Below are 15,461 nucleotides of genomic sequence, written 5' to 3'. Positions count from 1 at the left end.
TGCGCGTCTAGGTTCGGCTCATGCCGTCCCCCTCGCCGTCCCGGCTCGCGCTGCCGGTCGCGTGCTACGTCGTCCTGCTCGTGTCCGCCCTGCAGACCCTGGTCGTGCCGGTCATCGCCGACATCCGGGCCGACCTCGACGTCTCGGCCACCTCGGCCAGCTGGGTGGTGACCGCCAACCTGCTCGCCGCCGCGGTGCTCACCCCCGTCCTCGGCCGGCTCGGCGACCTGCACGGGCGCCGCCCGGTGATGCTCGGCATCCTGATCGTCGTGCTGGCCGGGTCGGTGCTCGCGGCCACCACCACCGACCTGTCCCTGCTGCTCGTCGCCCGGGTCGCCCAGGCGGCCAGCTTCGGCCTGTTCCCGCTGGCCATCGGCGTGCTGCGCGAGGAGCTGCCACCGGCCCGCCTGACCGGCGCGATGGCGCTGGTCAGCGGCATGCTGGCGGTCGGGGCCGGAGCCGGCCTGACGGTCACCGGCCTGCTAATGCGCGACGGTGGCGACTACCACCAGCTGTTCTGGCTGGCCACCGCGCTCAGCGTGGTCGGCGTCGCCGGCGTGGTCGCCCTCCCTCGCCGGCCGGCCGCGGCCACCGGCCGGCTCGACCTGATCGGCGCCGGCCTGCTCGGGCTCGGCCTGGTGCTGCTCCTGCTGCCGCTCGAGGAGGGCAACGGCTGGGGCTGGGGCTCGGCGCGGGTGATCGGCCTGCTCGTGGCCGCGGCCGTGGTCCTGACCGTGTTCGTCGTGGTCGAGCGGCGGATCACCCAGCCGCTGGTCAGCACCCGCATGCTGACCCACCGCCCGATCGTGGTCGCGAACGTCGCCGGCTCGTTCCTCGGCTTCGCGATGTTCGCCGTCTTCCTCGCGGTCTCCGCCCTGGTGCAGACCCCGCCCGCGGTGGCCGGGTACGGCTTCGGCTCCACCGTGCTGGCGGCGAGCCTGGTCTATCTGCTCCCCGGCAACGCGAGCGGGATCGTCACGGCGCCGCTCGGCGGTCGCCTGGTGTCCCGCCTCGGCGCCCAGGCCACGCTGACCATCGCCGCTCTGATCTCGGGCGCCGGCTTCGCGATGCTCACGTTCCTGCACGGCGCCACGTGGCAGGTGATCGTCGGCGCCCTGGCCGTCAACACCGGAGTCACCATCGGGTACGCGGCCCTGCCGGCCCTGCTGATCGACAACGTGCCGCCGGCGGAGACCGGCATCGCCAACAGCGTGAACTCGATCGCCCGCACGGTCGGCATGTCCCTGGGCACCGCGTTCGTGGTCACGATGGTGACCCGCAACCTGGTGCCGGGCGCGCCGTTCCCGCACGAGGCCCAGTTCGTGGTCATCTTCGCCACCGGCACGGCACTCGCCCTGGCCGCGGCGGCCCTGGTCGCCTTCGCCCTGCCCCGCCACCGCCCGGAGGCCGTGTCCACCTGGGAGGTCGAGGAGGAGGCTGTCCTGGGCGCGGCCGGGCTGGCCGTGGACAAGTCCCGATAGGGCGGCGAATGCGCGCGCCTACCGGCTAGTCATCCTCCACGGCGCACTTCTTCTGCTTCCACGCATCGGGTGCCGGTGGGCTCACTCCCGCCGGCAGCCGGGTGGCGGCATCGACCTTCGCGCAGGCGAGCTGAGCGGTGGTCAGGCCCTTCGTCCGGGGACCGGTGAGATCCGCGCCGGTGAGGTCCGCACCGGTGAGGACGGCTTCGCTGAAATCCACGTTCCGCAGGTTCGCGCCCGGCAGAATCGCCCCTCGCAGCTTCGTCCCGTACAGGTAGGCATCCTCCAGGTTGGCCCCACGGAGTTCGGCGCCGTCCAGGTAGGAGTATCGGAAAGACGCCTCACGCAGGTCCGCGCGGGGCAGCACCGCGTCGGAGAAATCCCCGATCGACAGGTCCGCTCCCCGGAAGCTGGCGTCCGGAACGGTGAGGCGGTCCAGCCCCAGCATGGTGTTGGTGAAGTCCAGGGCGAGGTGCGCGTCCGGATCCGGCCGCCGTCCCAGCACGGTCACAGCGGAACGGACGTCCTGAGTGGCGTCACCGATGCCCCCACCCTTCTTGTAAGGCGCATGCGAGCGGACGAACGCGCACAGCACCTCGATCACCACGTTCTCGTCGGCCCGGAACTCGTTCATCAGCGCTTCGAGCGCATAGATCCCACCCAGCCGTACGCCCAGCTTGTCCTCGCCCTCCTGGCCGAGCTGATCCACGGCCTGCACGAACCGGTCGGCCCGCTGCCCCTTGAGCGCCAGGTCCTGCTGCTCCTGGGCGGTCCTCTGCTGCAGCTTCAGCTGGTCCCGGTTGAAGTCGTTGGTGAGGACCAGACCGATCCCGACGAGCAGGACGGAGAGAATGCCGGCGATGGCGGTGCCGCTCTGCCAGCGGTCGAATCGTGAATCCATGGAGTCGAGACGGCGGGTCCGGGAGGTGCGCGACAGCCTCAGCTGCTTACGGATCCTTTCCATTCATCCCATTGAATACAACGCTCGCCACGTCCGGTAGCCGGCCAGTCGCACCGCCCGGGAGTCCCGTTCAGAACGCGCCCTCGTCGTCCGCGAGCGACGCGAACTCGGTCAGCAGCGGGTCGCGCCGCTCGCTCATCCAGGCCAGCGCGACCCGGTTGTCGGGGATGTCGGCGATCCGGCACCAGACGACGTCGGGCCGGGTGTAGTAGGTGGCCGTCGACAGCGGCAGCACCACGATGCCCCGCCCAGCCGCGACGTTCTCGAGCTTCTCCTCCACGGCGGCCGCCGGCACCGGTTCGGCCGGCCCGCTGGCCACGTCCCGCCATTCCGGTACGGCATCCGGGTCCTGCAGCAGCCGCTCGGCCGCCAGGTCGGCGATCAGGACCGACTCCTTGCCGGCCATCCGGTGCCCGGCCGGGAGCACCACGACCCGCGGTTCGGTGGTCAGCGGCCGCACGGCCAGCCCGCGCCGATCGACCGGCAGGCGCACGAAACTCACGTCGGCCCGGCCGTCGCGCAGCACCTCGGCCTGGTCGTTCCAGCTCGTGCGGACCACGGCGACGTCCAGCTCCGGGTGGCGCTGACGCAGCCGCCGCACGGCGGCGGTGACGATCAAGCCGGGCATGAAGGCGACCACGAACCGGTCGGCTCCACGCCCCGCCTCGGCCACCCGGCGCCGCAACGCCTCGGCCGCGGCCAGCAGGGGCTCGGCCTCGGTGAGCAACCGGCGGCCGGCCTCGGTGAGCTCGGTCGACCGCTTGTCCCGCCGGAACAGCTGAGCCTTCAGCTCGGACTCCAGCGCCCGGATCTGGCGGGACAGCACCGGCTGGGCGATGTGCAGCTCGGCCGCCGCCCGCCCGAAGTGCAGATGCCGGGCGGCCGCCACGAAGTAGCGCACTTTGCGCAGGTCCACGTCGATGCCCCCAGGGTATTACAGAGAGCGGAACAGGTCTTGGACGCGACCGCCGCCGGCGGCGCAGCGTAGAGGCATGAACATGACGAAACAACGGGTGGTCGTCCTCGGCGGCACGTCGGGCATCGGGTACGCCACCGCGGAGGCGGCCGTCGAGCGCGGCGCCGAGGTGGTCGTCGTCTCCCGCGACGAGCAACGCGTCCGCGACGCCGCCGGGCGTCTCGGCGCCACCGGCCTGGCCGCCGACCTCGGGGCCCCGCCGGCCGGGCTCTTCGACGAGATCGGCCCGTTCGACCACCTCGTCTACACCGCCGGGGAGCAGCTCTCGCTCACCCCGGTCGCGACCATGGACGTCGAGCGGGCCCGGGCGTTCTTCGAACTGCGCTACTTCGGCGCGCTGGCCGCGGTGCGAGCCGCGCTGCCGCAGCTGCGGGCCGGCGGTTCGATCACCCTGACCACGGGCACCGCGTCGGACCGTCCGACGCCGGGCTGGGCGGTCGCGTCGAGCATCTGCGGGGCGATCGAGTCGCTGACCCGGGCGCTCGCCGTCGAGCTGGCGCCGATCCGCGTCAACGCTGTGCAGCCCGGTGTCACCCGGTCACCGATGTGGGGCACCGGCGAGGACGTCGAGCAGCTGTACGCGGAGACCGCCGCCGCGGTGCCGCTGGGCCGGGTCGGCACGGTGGCCGACGTCGCCGACGCGTACCTGTATCTGCTGAGCCAGCCCTTCACGACCGGCACGGTGCTCACGGTCGACGGGGGCGCACTACTCGCCTGAGGTCGACGACCGGCGCCGGCAGCTGCCCCGGCGCCGGCATCCCCTCGTACCGGCCGAAGGCGGCGACCACCGTGTCCAGGTAGTCCCGGCGGATGCGGGCGGTACCGGCCGCGATGCCCCGCCGGGCCCGCTCGGCGCTGTGCGGGCGGGCGACGTACGTCCAGGCCCGCCCGAACCCGTCGACGTCCACGACGATCCGCCGGTAGTTGCCCTCGCGCGCGTCGAGGGCGGGCAGCCCCTCGTCGGGCAGCTCGATGAGGACCCCCTCGACCGTGGCCGGCCCGGCGTCGCGGTCGCCCGGCTCGATCGTCAGGAACAGCACCTGGATCGGCGGCCGGGTGCCGTCGGCCTGCTCGTACACCACCGGGCCGTCCGCGGTGTTGTCGGTGCACACGTTCCAGCTGCGCGACCACCCGGTCAGGCGCGCGCGGCCGCGGTCGCGGCCCAGGGCGGCGATGGTGGACGGTGCGACCAGAGACCCGTACGCGAAGACAGCAGCCACCAGGGCAGCCTTGCGCCGGCCCGCCCGGATGGCAATACTTAGCCTCGTGGCAAAGTATTCACCCGAGGTGGACGACGTGTTCCTCGCCCTGGCCGACCCGACCCGGCGCGGCGTCGTCCGGCAGCTCGGCCGGGGCCCGGCCAGCGTGGGCGATCTGGCCGGGGCCTTCCCGATGACCCTGCCGTCGTTCCTCAAGCACGTGCGCGCGCTCGAGTCGGCCGGACTGATCCACACCACCAAGGCGGGCCGGGTGCGCACCTGCGTGCTCAACCGTGAGCGCCTCGCCGTCGTGCAGGACTGGCTCGCCGAGCAGCACAGCATCTGGCAGCAACGCACCGACCGTCTCGAACAATTCGTCACCGATGAGGAGCACCCGTCGTGAATCCCGACCTCGACCTGACCCTGCAACGCGTCATCCGGGCCCCGCGCGCGGCCGTGTGGCGGGCCTGGACCGACCCCTCCCGGTTCGCCCGGTGGTTCATCCCGCAGCCGGCCGTGTGCCGCGTCGACCGCCTGGAGGTCCGGCCCGGCGGCGCGCTCGTGACCAGCCTGAGCGAGGACGGGCAGGCGTTCCTGCCGCACCTGGACGCGACCTTCCTGGTCGTCGACGACCAGGAACGGATCGTGTTCACCAACGCGCTCGACAGCGACTGGCGGCCGGTCCACCCCGAGCCGGTCGCGATGACCGCCGAGATCACCCTGGGCGAGCACCCCGACGGCACCGACTACCGGATCGTCGTCCGGCACGGGGATCCGGCCGCCCGGGCCCGCCACGAGAAGCTCGGCTTCCTCGACGGCTGGGGCACGGTCACCGCGCAGCTGGCCGGTGCCGTGGAGGCTCAGACCGTCCGCTGACCAATCAGCGCCACGGTCCGGTGATCACACAGGTGACCCCCGGGTACTGGACGTTGATGAACAGGTGCCGGCCGTCGGCGGTGAACGACGCGCCGGCCAGCTCGCTCGCCCCGGTCGGCCCGGGCTCCGGGAAGTCCTCGGGACTCCAGTAGTGCAGATCGAGCGGCTCGATCACCTGGGCCAGGTTCACCACGCCCCCGTACGGGGTGAGCACGCGCAGCCAGTTGTCGCCGCCGTCCTCGTCCTCGCCGTCGCCGTCCTCGGCCAGCAGCAGGGTCCCGTCGGGGGCGACCCCCACGGTGTCCGGCTGGTTGAGCGTCCTCGGGTTGGGCGACTCGAACAGCAGCCGCAGCGTGCCGGTGTCGTGGCCGGTCGGCACGTACCGCCAGACCTGGCCGTTCTCGCCGTCGCCGGCCTCGCTGGCGACGAACGTGACGCCGCCGTCGGTCCAGGCCGACCCCTCGAGGCCCAGGAAGCGGCACCCGCCGCGGGCCCGGCCCTGCGAGTACACCGAGCCCGGGTTGTCCTCGGCGTCCGACGGGTCGGGCTCGTCGATGTCGACCCAGTGGGTCGGCAGCACCTGGCCGACGCGCTGGCCGGTCGCCGTGTCGTACTCCTTCTCACCGGTGACCGCGAGCATCTGCAACCGGCCGCCGGCGACGAGCCGCCCGGGGCGGTGCGGCACGAACCGGTAGAAGCCGTCGCCGGGCTCGCCGTTGTCCTCGGTCTGATAGACGATCCCGGTGCGCGGGTCGACCGGCGCCGTCTCGTGCGTGAACCGGCCCATCGCCTTCAGCGGCACCGGCTCGACCGGCCCCCGCGCGCCCGACGGCACCTCGAAGACGTAGCCGTGCGGCTTCTCGTACCCGGCCTTGACGCCGTCGGTGGTCTCCTCACAGGACAGCCACGAACCCCACGGAGTCGCCGCGCCGCTGCAGTTGGACAGCGTGCCGTTGAGCGCGAGGAAGCTCTCCAGCAGCCGCCCGCCGGACAGGTCATACAGCGACGAGGTGGCGCCGGCCGGGGCGGCACGGTCGTAGGCCCTCCGGGGCCCGAGCGCCCGCTGCCCGACGCCGGGGATGTCCAGGTCGAGCTCGTGGTTGCGGATCAGCCGGACCCGGCCCCGCCCGGCCGCGAACACCGCCTGGCCGTCGTGGCAGCCGGGAGTGGGCAGGCCGTCGCTCATCCGGCCGCCGGCCGCGCCGAAGGTGCGGTACGAGAACCCCGCCGGCAGCGCCAGCTCCTTGCCCGCCGGTGCGAGCGGCCCCCACCCGTCCACCGGCCGGCGCCCACCCGCCTCGGCCGCGTCGCCGCCCATCCCGGCCGGCACCACCAGCCCGCCGACCAGCCCCAGACCCGTGGCCGCCAGCACGTCGCGCCTCTTCATCGTCATGGCGTCACGGTGAACCCCGCTCATGAACGCAGAGCCACCACCGCATGATCAATCACTACCCGATCGGGCAGGCGGCGGGACCGCGGGCCGCAGACCGAGCCACTGCTCGGCGCCCCAGGCCTGGAACCGCTCCACCTCGGTGAACCCCAGCTTGGCGGCGAGGCCCATCGAGCCGGTGTTGGCGCTCTGAGTGGTCAGCACCACGGGCTCACCCGGCAGGACGGCAGCCAACCAGCCGAGGGCGGCCGCGCACGCCTCGGTGGCATACCCGGCTCCCCACGCCCGGGGCAGGAGCAGATAGCCGAGATCGACCTTCCCCACGGCGACCGGGCGATGCCTTTCCGGTCGCCGCAGCAGGACCTGGCCGATCATCGCGCCGTCGAGCTCCACGACGAAGCTGCCGGGCCAGTCCTCGGGCACCTCGGGCACCTCGCGCTCGAGGTCGGCTCGCGGGCGAGCGCCGCCGAGGTAGGTGTGCACCTCCGGTGAGGCGAGCAGGTCGATGAAGGGTGCGCGGTCCCGGGCCTGCGACGCACGGAGAACGAGGCGCTCGGTCCTGATCGGCTCGGGCGGCCACGCCACCGGCCCCAGATCTGACATGCGCGGAGGCTAACAGCCCTCCGCGGGGCCCGGCGGTCCTCCTGATCCCGGGCGCGGTCAGGACGACCGGTCGGTGGCCGCCTCGGCCAGGGCGTGCAGGACGGATCGGCCCGGCTCGTCCAGGTCGGCTCGGTCGAGCGCGGCCAGCGACTGCTCCAGCAGCTCGCCGATCATCACCTCGACCCGGGTCAGCGCGCCGGTGTCGACGATGATCTCGCGCAGGGCGCCGACCCCCGCGCTGTCGAGCGCGCGATCTCCGAGGAGCGAGGTCAAGATCCCCTCCTGTACGGCGGTGGCCTGCTCGAAGGCGAGCGCGACCAGCACCGTGCGCTTGCCCTCGCGCAAGTCGTCCCCGGCCGGCTTACCGGTCCGGCCGGAGTCGCCGAACACCCCGAGGACGTCGTCGCGCAGCTGGAAGGCCTCGCCCAGCGACAACCCGAAGGCCGAGTAGGACGCGAGCAGGTCGTCGTCCGCGCCGGCGAGCCGCCCGCCGAGCAGCAACGGGTGCTCCACCGTGTATTTGGCGCTCTTGTAGTGCATGACCCGGCGGGCCCGGTCGAGAGCCCCCGGCTGCCGGCGGCCGGCGCTCGCCTGGTCCAGCAGGTCCAGATACTGCCCACCCATGAGCTGGGTGCGCATGCGGTTGAAGATCGCGCGGCCCCGGCCGAGGGCGACCGGTGGCAGTCCGCTGCCCGCGTACAGCTCGTCGCTCCAGAGCAGGCACAGATCACCGGCGAGCACGGCCGCCGAGATCCCGAAGTGGTCGGCGTCGCCGGCCCAGCGGCTGCCCCGGTGCAGCGTCCCGAAGCGCCGGTGCATCGCCGGGGCGCCCCGGCGCAGGTCCGAGCCGTCCATGACGTCGTCGTGGATGAGCGCGGCGGCCTGGAGGAACTCGAGCGCCGCGGCCACGGTCACGGCGGCCGGCTCGTCGGCCGCACCGGCCGCCCGCCGGCCCCAGTAGCAGAACGCCGCCCGGAGCCGCTTGCCGCCGCTCATGAGGTCGGCCACGTAGCCCACGAGCGGAGCACAGTCGTCGTCGACGTCGGCCAGCACCCGCGCCTGCTCGGACAGGAAGGCCCCGATCGCCCCGTCGACCCGGCCGCGGAGGCCCTCGGCCTCCAGCGGTGACCTTCCCCGGGCCCGCGGGCGGTCGACCGGCAGCAGCGAGCCACCGGCCGTCAGATCACGCGATCGTGGTTGCATGGAGGGTGCGGCGCCTTCCGGCCACTGTCTCGGTCGTCATGAATCTTGTTATACAAGTAGCTAGATGTTCTTGCTACCCGAAAGCCGTATGATTTCCCCGTGAGCAGGCAGCAGCAGGGACGCAGTGAGGTGGCTCTGGCGATCCGGGAGATGCTGCAGGCCAACGGCGAGGCGACGCACAGCCTCGCCGACCGGCTCGGCGTCGGCATCACGGACGCCCTGGCCCTGGACCATCTGATGACCAGCTCGACCGGGCTCGGACCGACCGAGCTGGGGCACCGCCTCGGCATCCGGTCCGCCTCGGCGACCGCGCTGGTCGACCGGCTGCACGCCGCCGGCCACGCCCGGCGGGTGCCGCACCCCTCGGATCGGCGCCGGCAGACCGTGGTCGCGACCGAGCAGGCGTACGAGGAGGTGCTCGGCGCCCTGACGCCGCTGTTGGACCGGATCGAGGAGGCGGCCGGCCGGCTCACCCCCGAGCAGGCAACCGCCACCGTCACGTTCCTGCGGGAGGTCGCGGCGGCGATGCGCGACTACGCCGCCGAGCACGACCTCCCGGGCTGAGTCGGCTGCCACAAGAGTTGAGTCGGCTGCCACAAGAGTTGAGTCGGCTGCCATAACAGGAAAGTAGGGCAGGACGGCCCGCCGACCGCGGGGGAACAGCGTCCTCTGTCCGAAGGTGCAAGGTCCCGTGGTTCTTCCGGGCCTCGCCGCCGACCTGCGGGCGATACGCGGGCGACTTGCTCCTACCGTCGGAATGCGACAGCCGGGCGGCCACAGCGGCCGCGTGGTTGATCGTCATTCGATCGCTTCGTTCCGCGAAGCTCGGCGGTTCCCGCCCGGTACCGGCTCAGAGGTGGCCGCCGTCGCCGTAGTGGGCCGGAAGCCCGGCGGCGGCTGCGGACTCCTGGAGCAGGCGGACCGCGTCGGGTTCGGGGACCGGGCGGGAGAAGAAGTAGCCCTGGGCCCGCTCGCAGCCCAGCTCGCGCAGCAACGCCAGCTGGTCGGCCGTCTCGACGCCCTCGGCGATGGTGCTCAGGTGCAGCCCGGCGGCCAGGTCGATGATCGCCTTGACCACGGTGCGCACGGCCGGGTCGACCGGGCCGGGCGCGGGCATGAAGGAACGGTCGATCTTGATGTTGTCGATCGGGAGGTCGCGCAGGTAGGCCAGCGACGAGTAGCCGGTGCCGAAGTCGTCCACCGCCACCCGGACGCCGTGCGAGCGCAACATGCTGAGGTGGCTGATCGCCTGCTCGGTGACCGTCCCGGAGTCGACCAGCACGCCCTCGGTGATCTCGAGGATCAGGGCCTCCGGGGGCAGGGTCGACGTGCGCAACGCGTCCAGCACCATCATGCCGAAATCCGGTTCGCGCAACTGCCGGGGGGACACGTTGACCGAGACCACCGTCCCGTACCGGCGATGCCAGCCGGCCACCACCCGGCAGGACTCGCGCAGCACCCAGGCCCCGATCGGCACGATCAGCCCGCTGTCCTCGGCCACGCCGATGAAGCGGTCCGGCGGCACCATCCGCTCCCCCGCCGGCTGCCATCGGATCAGCGCCTCCACCCCGGTGACGCGCTCGTCGGCGATCCGGACCAGAGGCTGGAAGTGAACCAGGAACTCGTCGCGGGTGAGCGCCGCCCGCAGCCGCTCGACCGTCCGTGACGCCGCCAGCCGCTTCTCGCGCAGCTGCTCGTCGAAGAGCACGAACTGGTTGCGCCCGGCCTCCTTGGCCGCGTGCAGCGCGACGTAGGCGTCCCGCACCACGTCGGCCGCCGGCAGGGCCTCGTCGAGCTCGCGCAGGCCGATGCTGACCGTCGCGAACAGCTCGTGGTCGTGCACGGCCAACGGGCGCCGCATCGCCGTGAGCACCCGCTCGGTGGTGGACCAGGCGTCGGTGAGCGTGGCCCCCTCGAGCAGCACGGCGAACTCGTCACTGTGCATCCGGGCCACCAGGCTGCGACCGAGCAGGGTCCCCAGCCGCGCGGAGACCTCCCTGAGCAGGTCGTCGCCGACGGTGTGCCCGAACCGGTCGTTGACGTCCTTGAACTCGTCGAGGTCGAGCAGCAGCAGGGCGCCCGGGTGACCCGACCCCAGGGCCACGGCGAGCCGGTCGTGCAGCACGGACCGCCGGGGCAGGCCGGTCAGGCCGTCGTGCTGGGAGCGGAAGACCAGCTCGCGCTGCAGCTCGGCCTCGCTCTCGAGGGCCTTCTCGAGGTCGGCGGCGCGCTGGGCGGCGATCCGGTTGAGCTGGCGCATGCGCTGGACGACCAGGGCCGACGTGATGGCGACGGCGATCATCGGCACGACGACGTCGAGGCTGCCCAGGGTGCCGGTGAGGCCCTCGTGGAGCAGGAAGACGCCGGTGAGCACCGGTGTGGCCACCACGGTGCCGACGTAGAGCCGGGTCGCGCCGTGTCCACTCAGAGCCGCCTGGTTGACCGGCAGGTCGACGGTGCGCTTCATCGACGGGTGCAGGGCGGCCACCGCGAGCAGTCCGTTGCAGACCACCCAGCCGACGGTGCTCACCCGGGTCGGGAAGCCGGCGCTGCTGCCGACGGTCAGATAGGCGGTGTCGGCCACCAGGCGGGCCACGCAGGACGCGGCGACCAGCCAGTAGGACACCGACCGGGAGTCGCTGAGCAGCAGCAGGCGTACGCCGAAGCCGAACAGGACCAGGTCGAGGAACGGTTCCACCAGCAGGTAGGCCTGGGTGTGGATGCCCCCGGTGTCGATCAGGGCCGGATCGACGAAGACCATCCACCAGATCACGGCCGCGCCGCACGCGATGATGGCGCTCTCGGTCAGGCCCAGCGTCGCCGCGCCGGGCCGCCGATGGTTGGGCAGCAGGGCGACACCGGCGCAGAGGATCGGGTACGTGATCCCGTAGACGATGTTGATGGCGACCGGGCTGCCGGACATCGAGGTCGGCAGGGCCACCGTGACGATGACATTGCCGGCCAGGGCCAGCCCGACCGCGATGAAGATCAGCCACCAGGCCCGCGGGAACGGTGGCCGGTGCAGCCGCACCCCGGCCGTGATCGCGGCCAGGACGAGGGCCGCGCTGCCCAGCATGAGCGTGGCCAGCCCGCCGAGCGTGGACACCGCGAAGGCGAACGGCACCAGGAGGGCGGCGGCGGCCACCACCACCCACAGGAAGACCGCCGCCCGGTTGGCGGATGGCCGCGCCAACTCGTGCCCCACACTTCTACGGTTACACGATCGAACCCGCCGCGTGTCCGGAACCGGCGTGGATCTGCGGGGTCAGCGCTGGAAACGCTCCCGGCGGACGGTGGGCCGGCGGCCGCGGATGGTGCTGCGCGACAGCGCCTGGATGACCCGCTCGGCGGCCGGGTCGGGCACCTCGACCAGCGAGAAACGGTCGGTGATCTGGATGGCGCCGATCTCCTTGGCGGGCAGCCCGGACTCCCCCACGATGGCGCCGACGAGATCCTGCGGGCGCAGGCCGGCCCGCCGCCCGATGCCGACGAACAACCGGGCCACCCCGGCGTCGGACGAGCGCGGGCGCCGGTCACCCCGCGGCTCGCGCGGCTCCCGTTCGGCGCGCGCCGGCGCCGGGGACGGGATCTCCTGCTCGTCCACGTCGCCGCCGGCCGCCTCGTGCAGCAACTTGACCGCGGCCAGGGCGATGTTCTCCAGGTCGACCTCGTCGGTCAGCGAGTCGATCACCACCCGGAAGCGTTGCAGGTCGTCGTCGCCGAGGGCCGCCTGCAGCGAGGCCCGGGTCAGCTCGAGCCGCCGGGCCCGCAGGTCGGTCACCGTGGGCAGCCGCTCGAGCGGGATGCGCCGGCCGGTCAGCCGCTCGATCGCCTTGAGCATGCGCTGCTCACGCGGCTCGACCAGGGTGATCGCCACCCCCTCGCGCCCGGCCCGGCCGACCCGGCCGATCCGGTGCACGTACGCCTCCGGCGCGGCCGGCACGTTGAAGTTGATCACGTGGGTGAGCTGCTCGACGTCGAGCCCGCGGGCGGCGACGTCGGTGGCCACGAGCAGCTCGGTGCTGCCGCCGCGGAGCCGGCCCATGACCCGGTCGCGCTGGTCCTGGCTCATCCCGCCATGCAGCGCCTCGGCCCGGTAGCCGCGCCCGTTCAAAGCCTCGGTGACCTGGTCGACCTCTTCGCGGGTGCGGCAGAACACGATCGCCGCGGTGGGCGCCTCGACGTCCAGGATCCGGCCTAGCGCGGCCGCCTTGTGCGCGCGGGCCACGACGTACGCGCTCTGGCGGACCAGCGGCATCTCGCCCGGAGAGGCGACCTCGCGGCCCATCTGGATGCGCACGGGCTCGCGCAGGTGGCGGCGGGCGATGGCGTCGATCCGGGGCGGCATCGTCGCGGAGAACAGCACGGTCTGCCGCTCGGCCGGGGTCTCGGCCAGGATCGCCTCGATGTCGTCGGCGAAGCCCATGTCGAGCATCTCGTCGGCCTCGTCGAGCACCACCGTCCGCACCTCGCCCAGGTGCAGGGTGCCCCGGCTGATGTGGTCGAGGACGCGCCCGGGGGTGCCGACCACGACCTGCACGCCCCGTTGCAACGCCTGCAACTGGCGCCCGATCGGCTGTCCGCCGTAGACCGGGAGCACCCGCACGCCCAGATCGCGCCCGTAGCGGTGAACCGCCTGGGACACCTGCTCGGCCAGCTCGCGGGTCGGCACGAGGGCCAGCGCCTGCGGCCCGCCGTCCCGGTCGCTGGTCAGCGACTGCAGGATGGGCAGCGCGAAGGCCGCCGTCTTGCCCGTGCCGGTCGCCGCCTGGCCGACCAGGTCATGGCCGGCCAGCAGCGGCGGGATCGACTCGCGTTGGATGGGGGTGGGCTCTTCATAGCCGAGGCTGACCAGCGCGTGCAGCAGCTCAGGTCGAAGCCCCAGTCCCGCGAAGCCTGCCTCGGACTCGACCAGGTCTTCGTCCATGGCCATGAGGATACGAGGCTCGTGTCGGGCGGTCTCGCCCGGCCTCAGCCGACGCGCGTGCCGAAGGCGGCCAGCGCCACCGGCTGCCACTCGCGCCACGTCCGCAGCCGCTCCTCGTAGATGGCCTCGATCTCGGCGAACACGTCGCCCAGGATGAGCCGGCGCGGCGGTTCGACCGCGTCGACCAGCGCGAGGATCGCCGGCACCGTCGCGGCCGGATCGCCGATCCGGAAGGCGGGCGCCGTGGTCTCGTGGGCCGACTCGTAGTCGGGCAGCACGGCGCTGGTCCGCAGACCGCGCGAGACGAAGTCGGTCGCGTACGGTCCGGGCTCGACCGCCGTGAGATGGACGCCGAAGCCCTCGACCTCCTGCGCGAGAGCCTCGGTGAGGCCCTCGACCGCCCACTTCGAGGCGTGGTAGGCGCCGAAGGCCGGATAGCCGCGGACGCCGCCCTCGCTGGTCACCTGGAGTACGTGCCCGGCGCCCTGACGGCGCAGGACCGGCAGGACGGCCTGGGTCACCCAGACCGCACCGAAGAAATTCGTCTCCATCTGCTCCCGGAGCTCGCGCTCGGTCAGCTCCTCGACCATGCCGGCGTGGCCGTAGCCGGCGTTGTTCACGACGATGTCGATGCGCCCGAAGCGCTGCACCGCCCGGTCGACGGCCGCGAAGACGCCCTCCCGGTCGGTGACGTCCAGCTCCAGCGGCAGGACAGTCTGCGGGAAGCGCTCGACCAGGTCGTCCAGCGTCTTGGTCGAGCGCGCGGTGGCGACGACCCGGTCGCCGCGCTCCAGCGCGGCCTCGGCCCAGAGCCGGCCGAAGCCGCTCGACGTACCGGTGATGAACCAGATTTTGCTCATGCGTCGAGTCTGCGCCGGCCCGAGGCATGCCACCAGCGAATGATCGTCAGATCCGGTATTCCACCCTGGCATACTGGCGCCATGAGCCTGGACGTCTCGCCGCACCTGCTGCGGGCGCTGCGGACGGTCATCGAGACCGGTTCGCTCACCGCGGCGTCCGAACGCCTCGGCTTCACCCAGTCGGCGCTGTCCAAGCAGATCGCCTCGCTGGAGGCGGCGGCCGGCCGGCAGCTGGTGCGCCGCGGTCCCCGCGGGGTCGAGCCCACCGAGGCCGGCAACCGCCTGGCCGTACGGGCGGCGGCCGTCCTCGACCAGCTCGAAGCCGCGCAGCGCGAGCTCGCCGAGGAGGCGGCACCGCTCGACGGCCGGGTCGCGCTCGGCGGCTTCCCGACCACGGCCATGCGACTCGTGCCCCGCACGATCGCCCGCGTCCGGGCCGAGCATCCGTCCGTCGCCGTCGACTTCCTCGAGTCCTCGACGCCCGTGCAGATCCGGCGGCTGCGGGCCGGGCGCCTCGACCTCGCGCTGTTGTCGTCCGGGGCCGGCCTGCCCGGCTGGGAGCTGACCGGCATCGAGGTCGAGCCGGTGCCGTCCGGTTCACTTCTGCTCGCGGTCGGCCGGCAGCATCGGCTGGCCGGCGCCGAGCGGGTCGACGTCGCCGACCTGGCCGACGAGGACTGGATAGCCGGCCGCGGCGCGCGGGGCGAGCCGCAGTTCGGCGCCTGGCCGACCCTGCCGCACCCGCGGGTGACGGCCGAGCTCGCCGACTGGTCGACCCGGCTCGGCTTCGTCGCCGCCGGGCTCGGGGTCACGACCATCCCCAGCCTGGCCCTGGGCGCGCTGCCCGACGGGGTCGTATGTGTCGAGGTGGACGATCCGGAGTGGACCGGACGCCGGCTGCTGCTGGCGCGGGTTGGCGTTCTCACCGGGCCGGCCCGGGTCGTACGCGCGGCCTTGCTGAGCGAGGCCCGGCGGCTCGGTTGAC

Annotated in this window: 15 protein-coding genes; 6 read left to right on the top strand and 9 right to left on the bottom strand. The window is 73.0% G+C overall.

Annotated features, from left to right (window positions below):
- Nucleotides 1–20 precede the first annotated feature (20 nt).
- Nucleotides 21–1,481, top strand: a complete 1,461-nt coding sequence (locus HJC40_RS06050; RefSeq protein WP_249998858.1) for an MFS transporter — start codon at nt 21–23, stop codon at nt 1,479–1,481.
- A gap of 25 nt (nt 1,482–1,506) precedes the next feature.
- On the opposite strand, the gene HJC40_RS06045 is transcribed toward HJC40_RS06050, so the two are convergent.
- Entirely contained in the window at nt 1,507–2,445 is a 939-nt protein-coding gene (locus tag HJC40_RS06045) for a pentapeptide repeat-containing protein (protein WP_249998856.1), read from the bottom strand.
- Between the two features lie 67 nt (nt 2,446–2,512).
- Nucleotides 2,513–3,358 (bottom strand): LysR family transcriptional regulator, encoded by an 846-nt coding sequence (locus tag HJC40_RS06040; protein WP_249998855.1) that lies wholly within the window; start codon nt 3,356–3,358, stop codon nt 2,513–2,515.
- Between the two features lie 76 nt (nt 3,359–3,434).
- Here HJC40_RS06040 and HJC40_RS06035 point away from each other — a divergent pair, with 76 nt between their 5' ends.
- The gene (locus HJC40_RS06035; protein ID WP_249998853.1) at nt 3,435–4,136 is read left to right on the top strand and encodes an SDR family oxidoreductase; all 702 of its coding nucleotides are present in this window, start codon (nt 3,435–3,437) and stop codon (nt 4,134–4,136) included.
- Here HJC40_RS06035 and HJC40_RS06030 read toward each other — a convergent pair.
- Complete coding sequence (locus HJC40_RS06030) at nt 4,105–4,638, bottom strand: gamma-glutamylcyclotransferase family protein (protein ID WP_249998850.1); 534 nt, start codon at nt 4,636–4,638, stop codon at nt 4,105–4,107. The genes HJC40_RS06035 and HJC40_RS06030 overlap by 32 nt on opposite strands.
- Nucleotides 4,639–4,684: 46 nt before the next feature.
- On the opposite strand from HJC40_RS06030, the gene HJC40_RS06025 reads away from it, so the two are divergent.
- Complete coding sequence (locus HJC40_RS06025; protein ID WP_249998847.1) at nt 4,685–5,020, top strand: metalloregulator ArsR/SmtB family transcription factor; 336 nt, start codon at nt 4,685–4,687, stop codon at nt 5,018–5,020.
- Nucleotides 5,017–5,493 carry an SRPBCC domain-containing protein gene (locus HJC40_RS06020; RefSeq protein ID WP_249998843.1) on the top strand — a complete coding sequence of 159 codons (477 nt, stop codon included), beginning with the start codon at nt 5,017–5,019 and terminating at the stop codon, nt 5,491–5,493. Before HJC40_RS06025 ends, HJC40_RS06020 begins: the two co-directional genes overlap by 4 nt.
- A gap of 4 nt (nt 5,494–5,497) precedes the next feature.
- Here HJC40_RS06020 and HJC40_RS06015 read toward each other — a convergent pair whose 3' ends face one another.
- Genes HJC40_RS06015 through HJC40_RS06005 form a run of 3 tightly spaced genes read right to left on the bottom strand, consistent with a single transcriptional unit; the run spans nt 5,498 to nt 8,608 of the window.
- On the bottom strand, nt 5,498–6,886 hold the full coding sequence (locus HJC40_RS06015) for an alkaline phosphatase PhoX (protein ID WP_249998840.1): 1,389 nt from the start codon (nt 6,884–6,886) through the stop codon (nt 5,498–5,500).
- Nucleotides 6,887–6,934: 48 nt separating this feature from the next.
- Nucleotides 6,935–7,486, bottom strand: a complete 552-nt coding sequence (locus HJC40_RS06010; protein ID WP_249998838.1) for a GNAT family N-acetyltransferase — start codon at nt 7,484–7,486, stop codon at nt 6,935–6,937.
- Between the two features lie 57 nt (nt 7,487–7,543).
- Entirely contained in the window at nt 7,544–8,608 is a 1,065-nt protein-coding gene (locus tag HJC40_RS06005; protein WP_249999425.1) for a polyprenyl synthetase family protein, read from the bottom strand.
- A 231-nt stretch (nt 8,609–8,839) separates the two neighbouring features.
- Here HJC40_RS06005 and HJC40_RS06000 point away from each other — a divergent pair, with 231 nt between their 5' ends.
- Nucleotides 8,840–9,253: a MarR family winged helix-turn-helix transcriptional regulator gene (locus HJC40_RS06000; RefSeq protein ID WP_249999423.1), complete on the top strand. Its 414-nt coding sequence runs from the start codon at nt 8,840–8,842 to the stop codon at nt 9,251–9,253.
- Nucleotides 9,254–9,539: 286 nt separating this feature from the next.
- Here HJC40_RS06000 and HJC40_RS46060 read toward each other — a convergent pair whose 3' ends face one another.
- Genes HJC40_RS46060 through HJC40_RS05985 form a run of 3 tightly spaced genes read right to left on the bottom strand, consistent with a single transcriptional unit; the run spans nt 9,540 to nt 14,476 of the window.
- Nucleotides 9,540–11,894 (bottom strand): GGDEF domain-containing phosphodiesterase, encoded by a 2,355-nt coding sequence (locus HJC40_RS46060; protein ID WP_249998835.1) that lies wholly within the window; start codon nt 11,892–11,894, stop codon nt 9,540–9,542.
- 60 nt (nt 11,895–11,954) lie between these two features.
- The gene (locus HJC40_RS05990) at nt 11,955–13,616 is read right to left on the bottom strand and encodes a DEAD/DEAH box helicase (protein WP_249998833.1); all 1,662 of its coding nucleotides are present in this window, start codon (nt 13,614–13,616) and stop codon (nt 11,955–11,957) included.
- 44 nt (nt 13,617–13,660) lie between these two features.
- On the bottom strand, nt 13,661–14,476 hold the full coding sequence (locus HJC40_RS05985) for an SDR family NAD(P)-dependent oxidoreductase (RefSeq protein ID WP_249998830.1): 816 nt from the start codon (nt 14,474–14,476) through the stop codon (nt 13,661–13,663).
- Nucleotides 14,477–14,557: 81 nt separating this feature from the next.
- On the opposite strand from HJC40_RS05985, the gene HJC40_RS05980 reads away from it, so the two are divergent.
- Nucleotides 14,558–15,460 carry a LysR family transcriptional regulator gene (locus tag HJC40_RS05980; protein ID WP_249998828.1) on the top strand — a complete coding sequence of 301 codons (903 nt, stop codon included), beginning with the start codon at nt 14,558–14,560 and terminating at the stop codon, nt 15,458–15,460.
- The last annotated feature ends 1 nt before the right edge of the window (nt 15,461 follow it).

The sequence above is a fragment of the Actinoplanes sp. M2I2 genome, assembly GCF_023544445.1.
GTDB lineage: Bacteria > Actinomycetota > Actinomycetes > Mycobacteriales > Micromonosporaceae > Actinoplanes.
The sequence above is the reverse complement of the archived record's forward strand: the minus strand, read 5'-3'. Positions and strand labels throughout refer to the sequence as shown.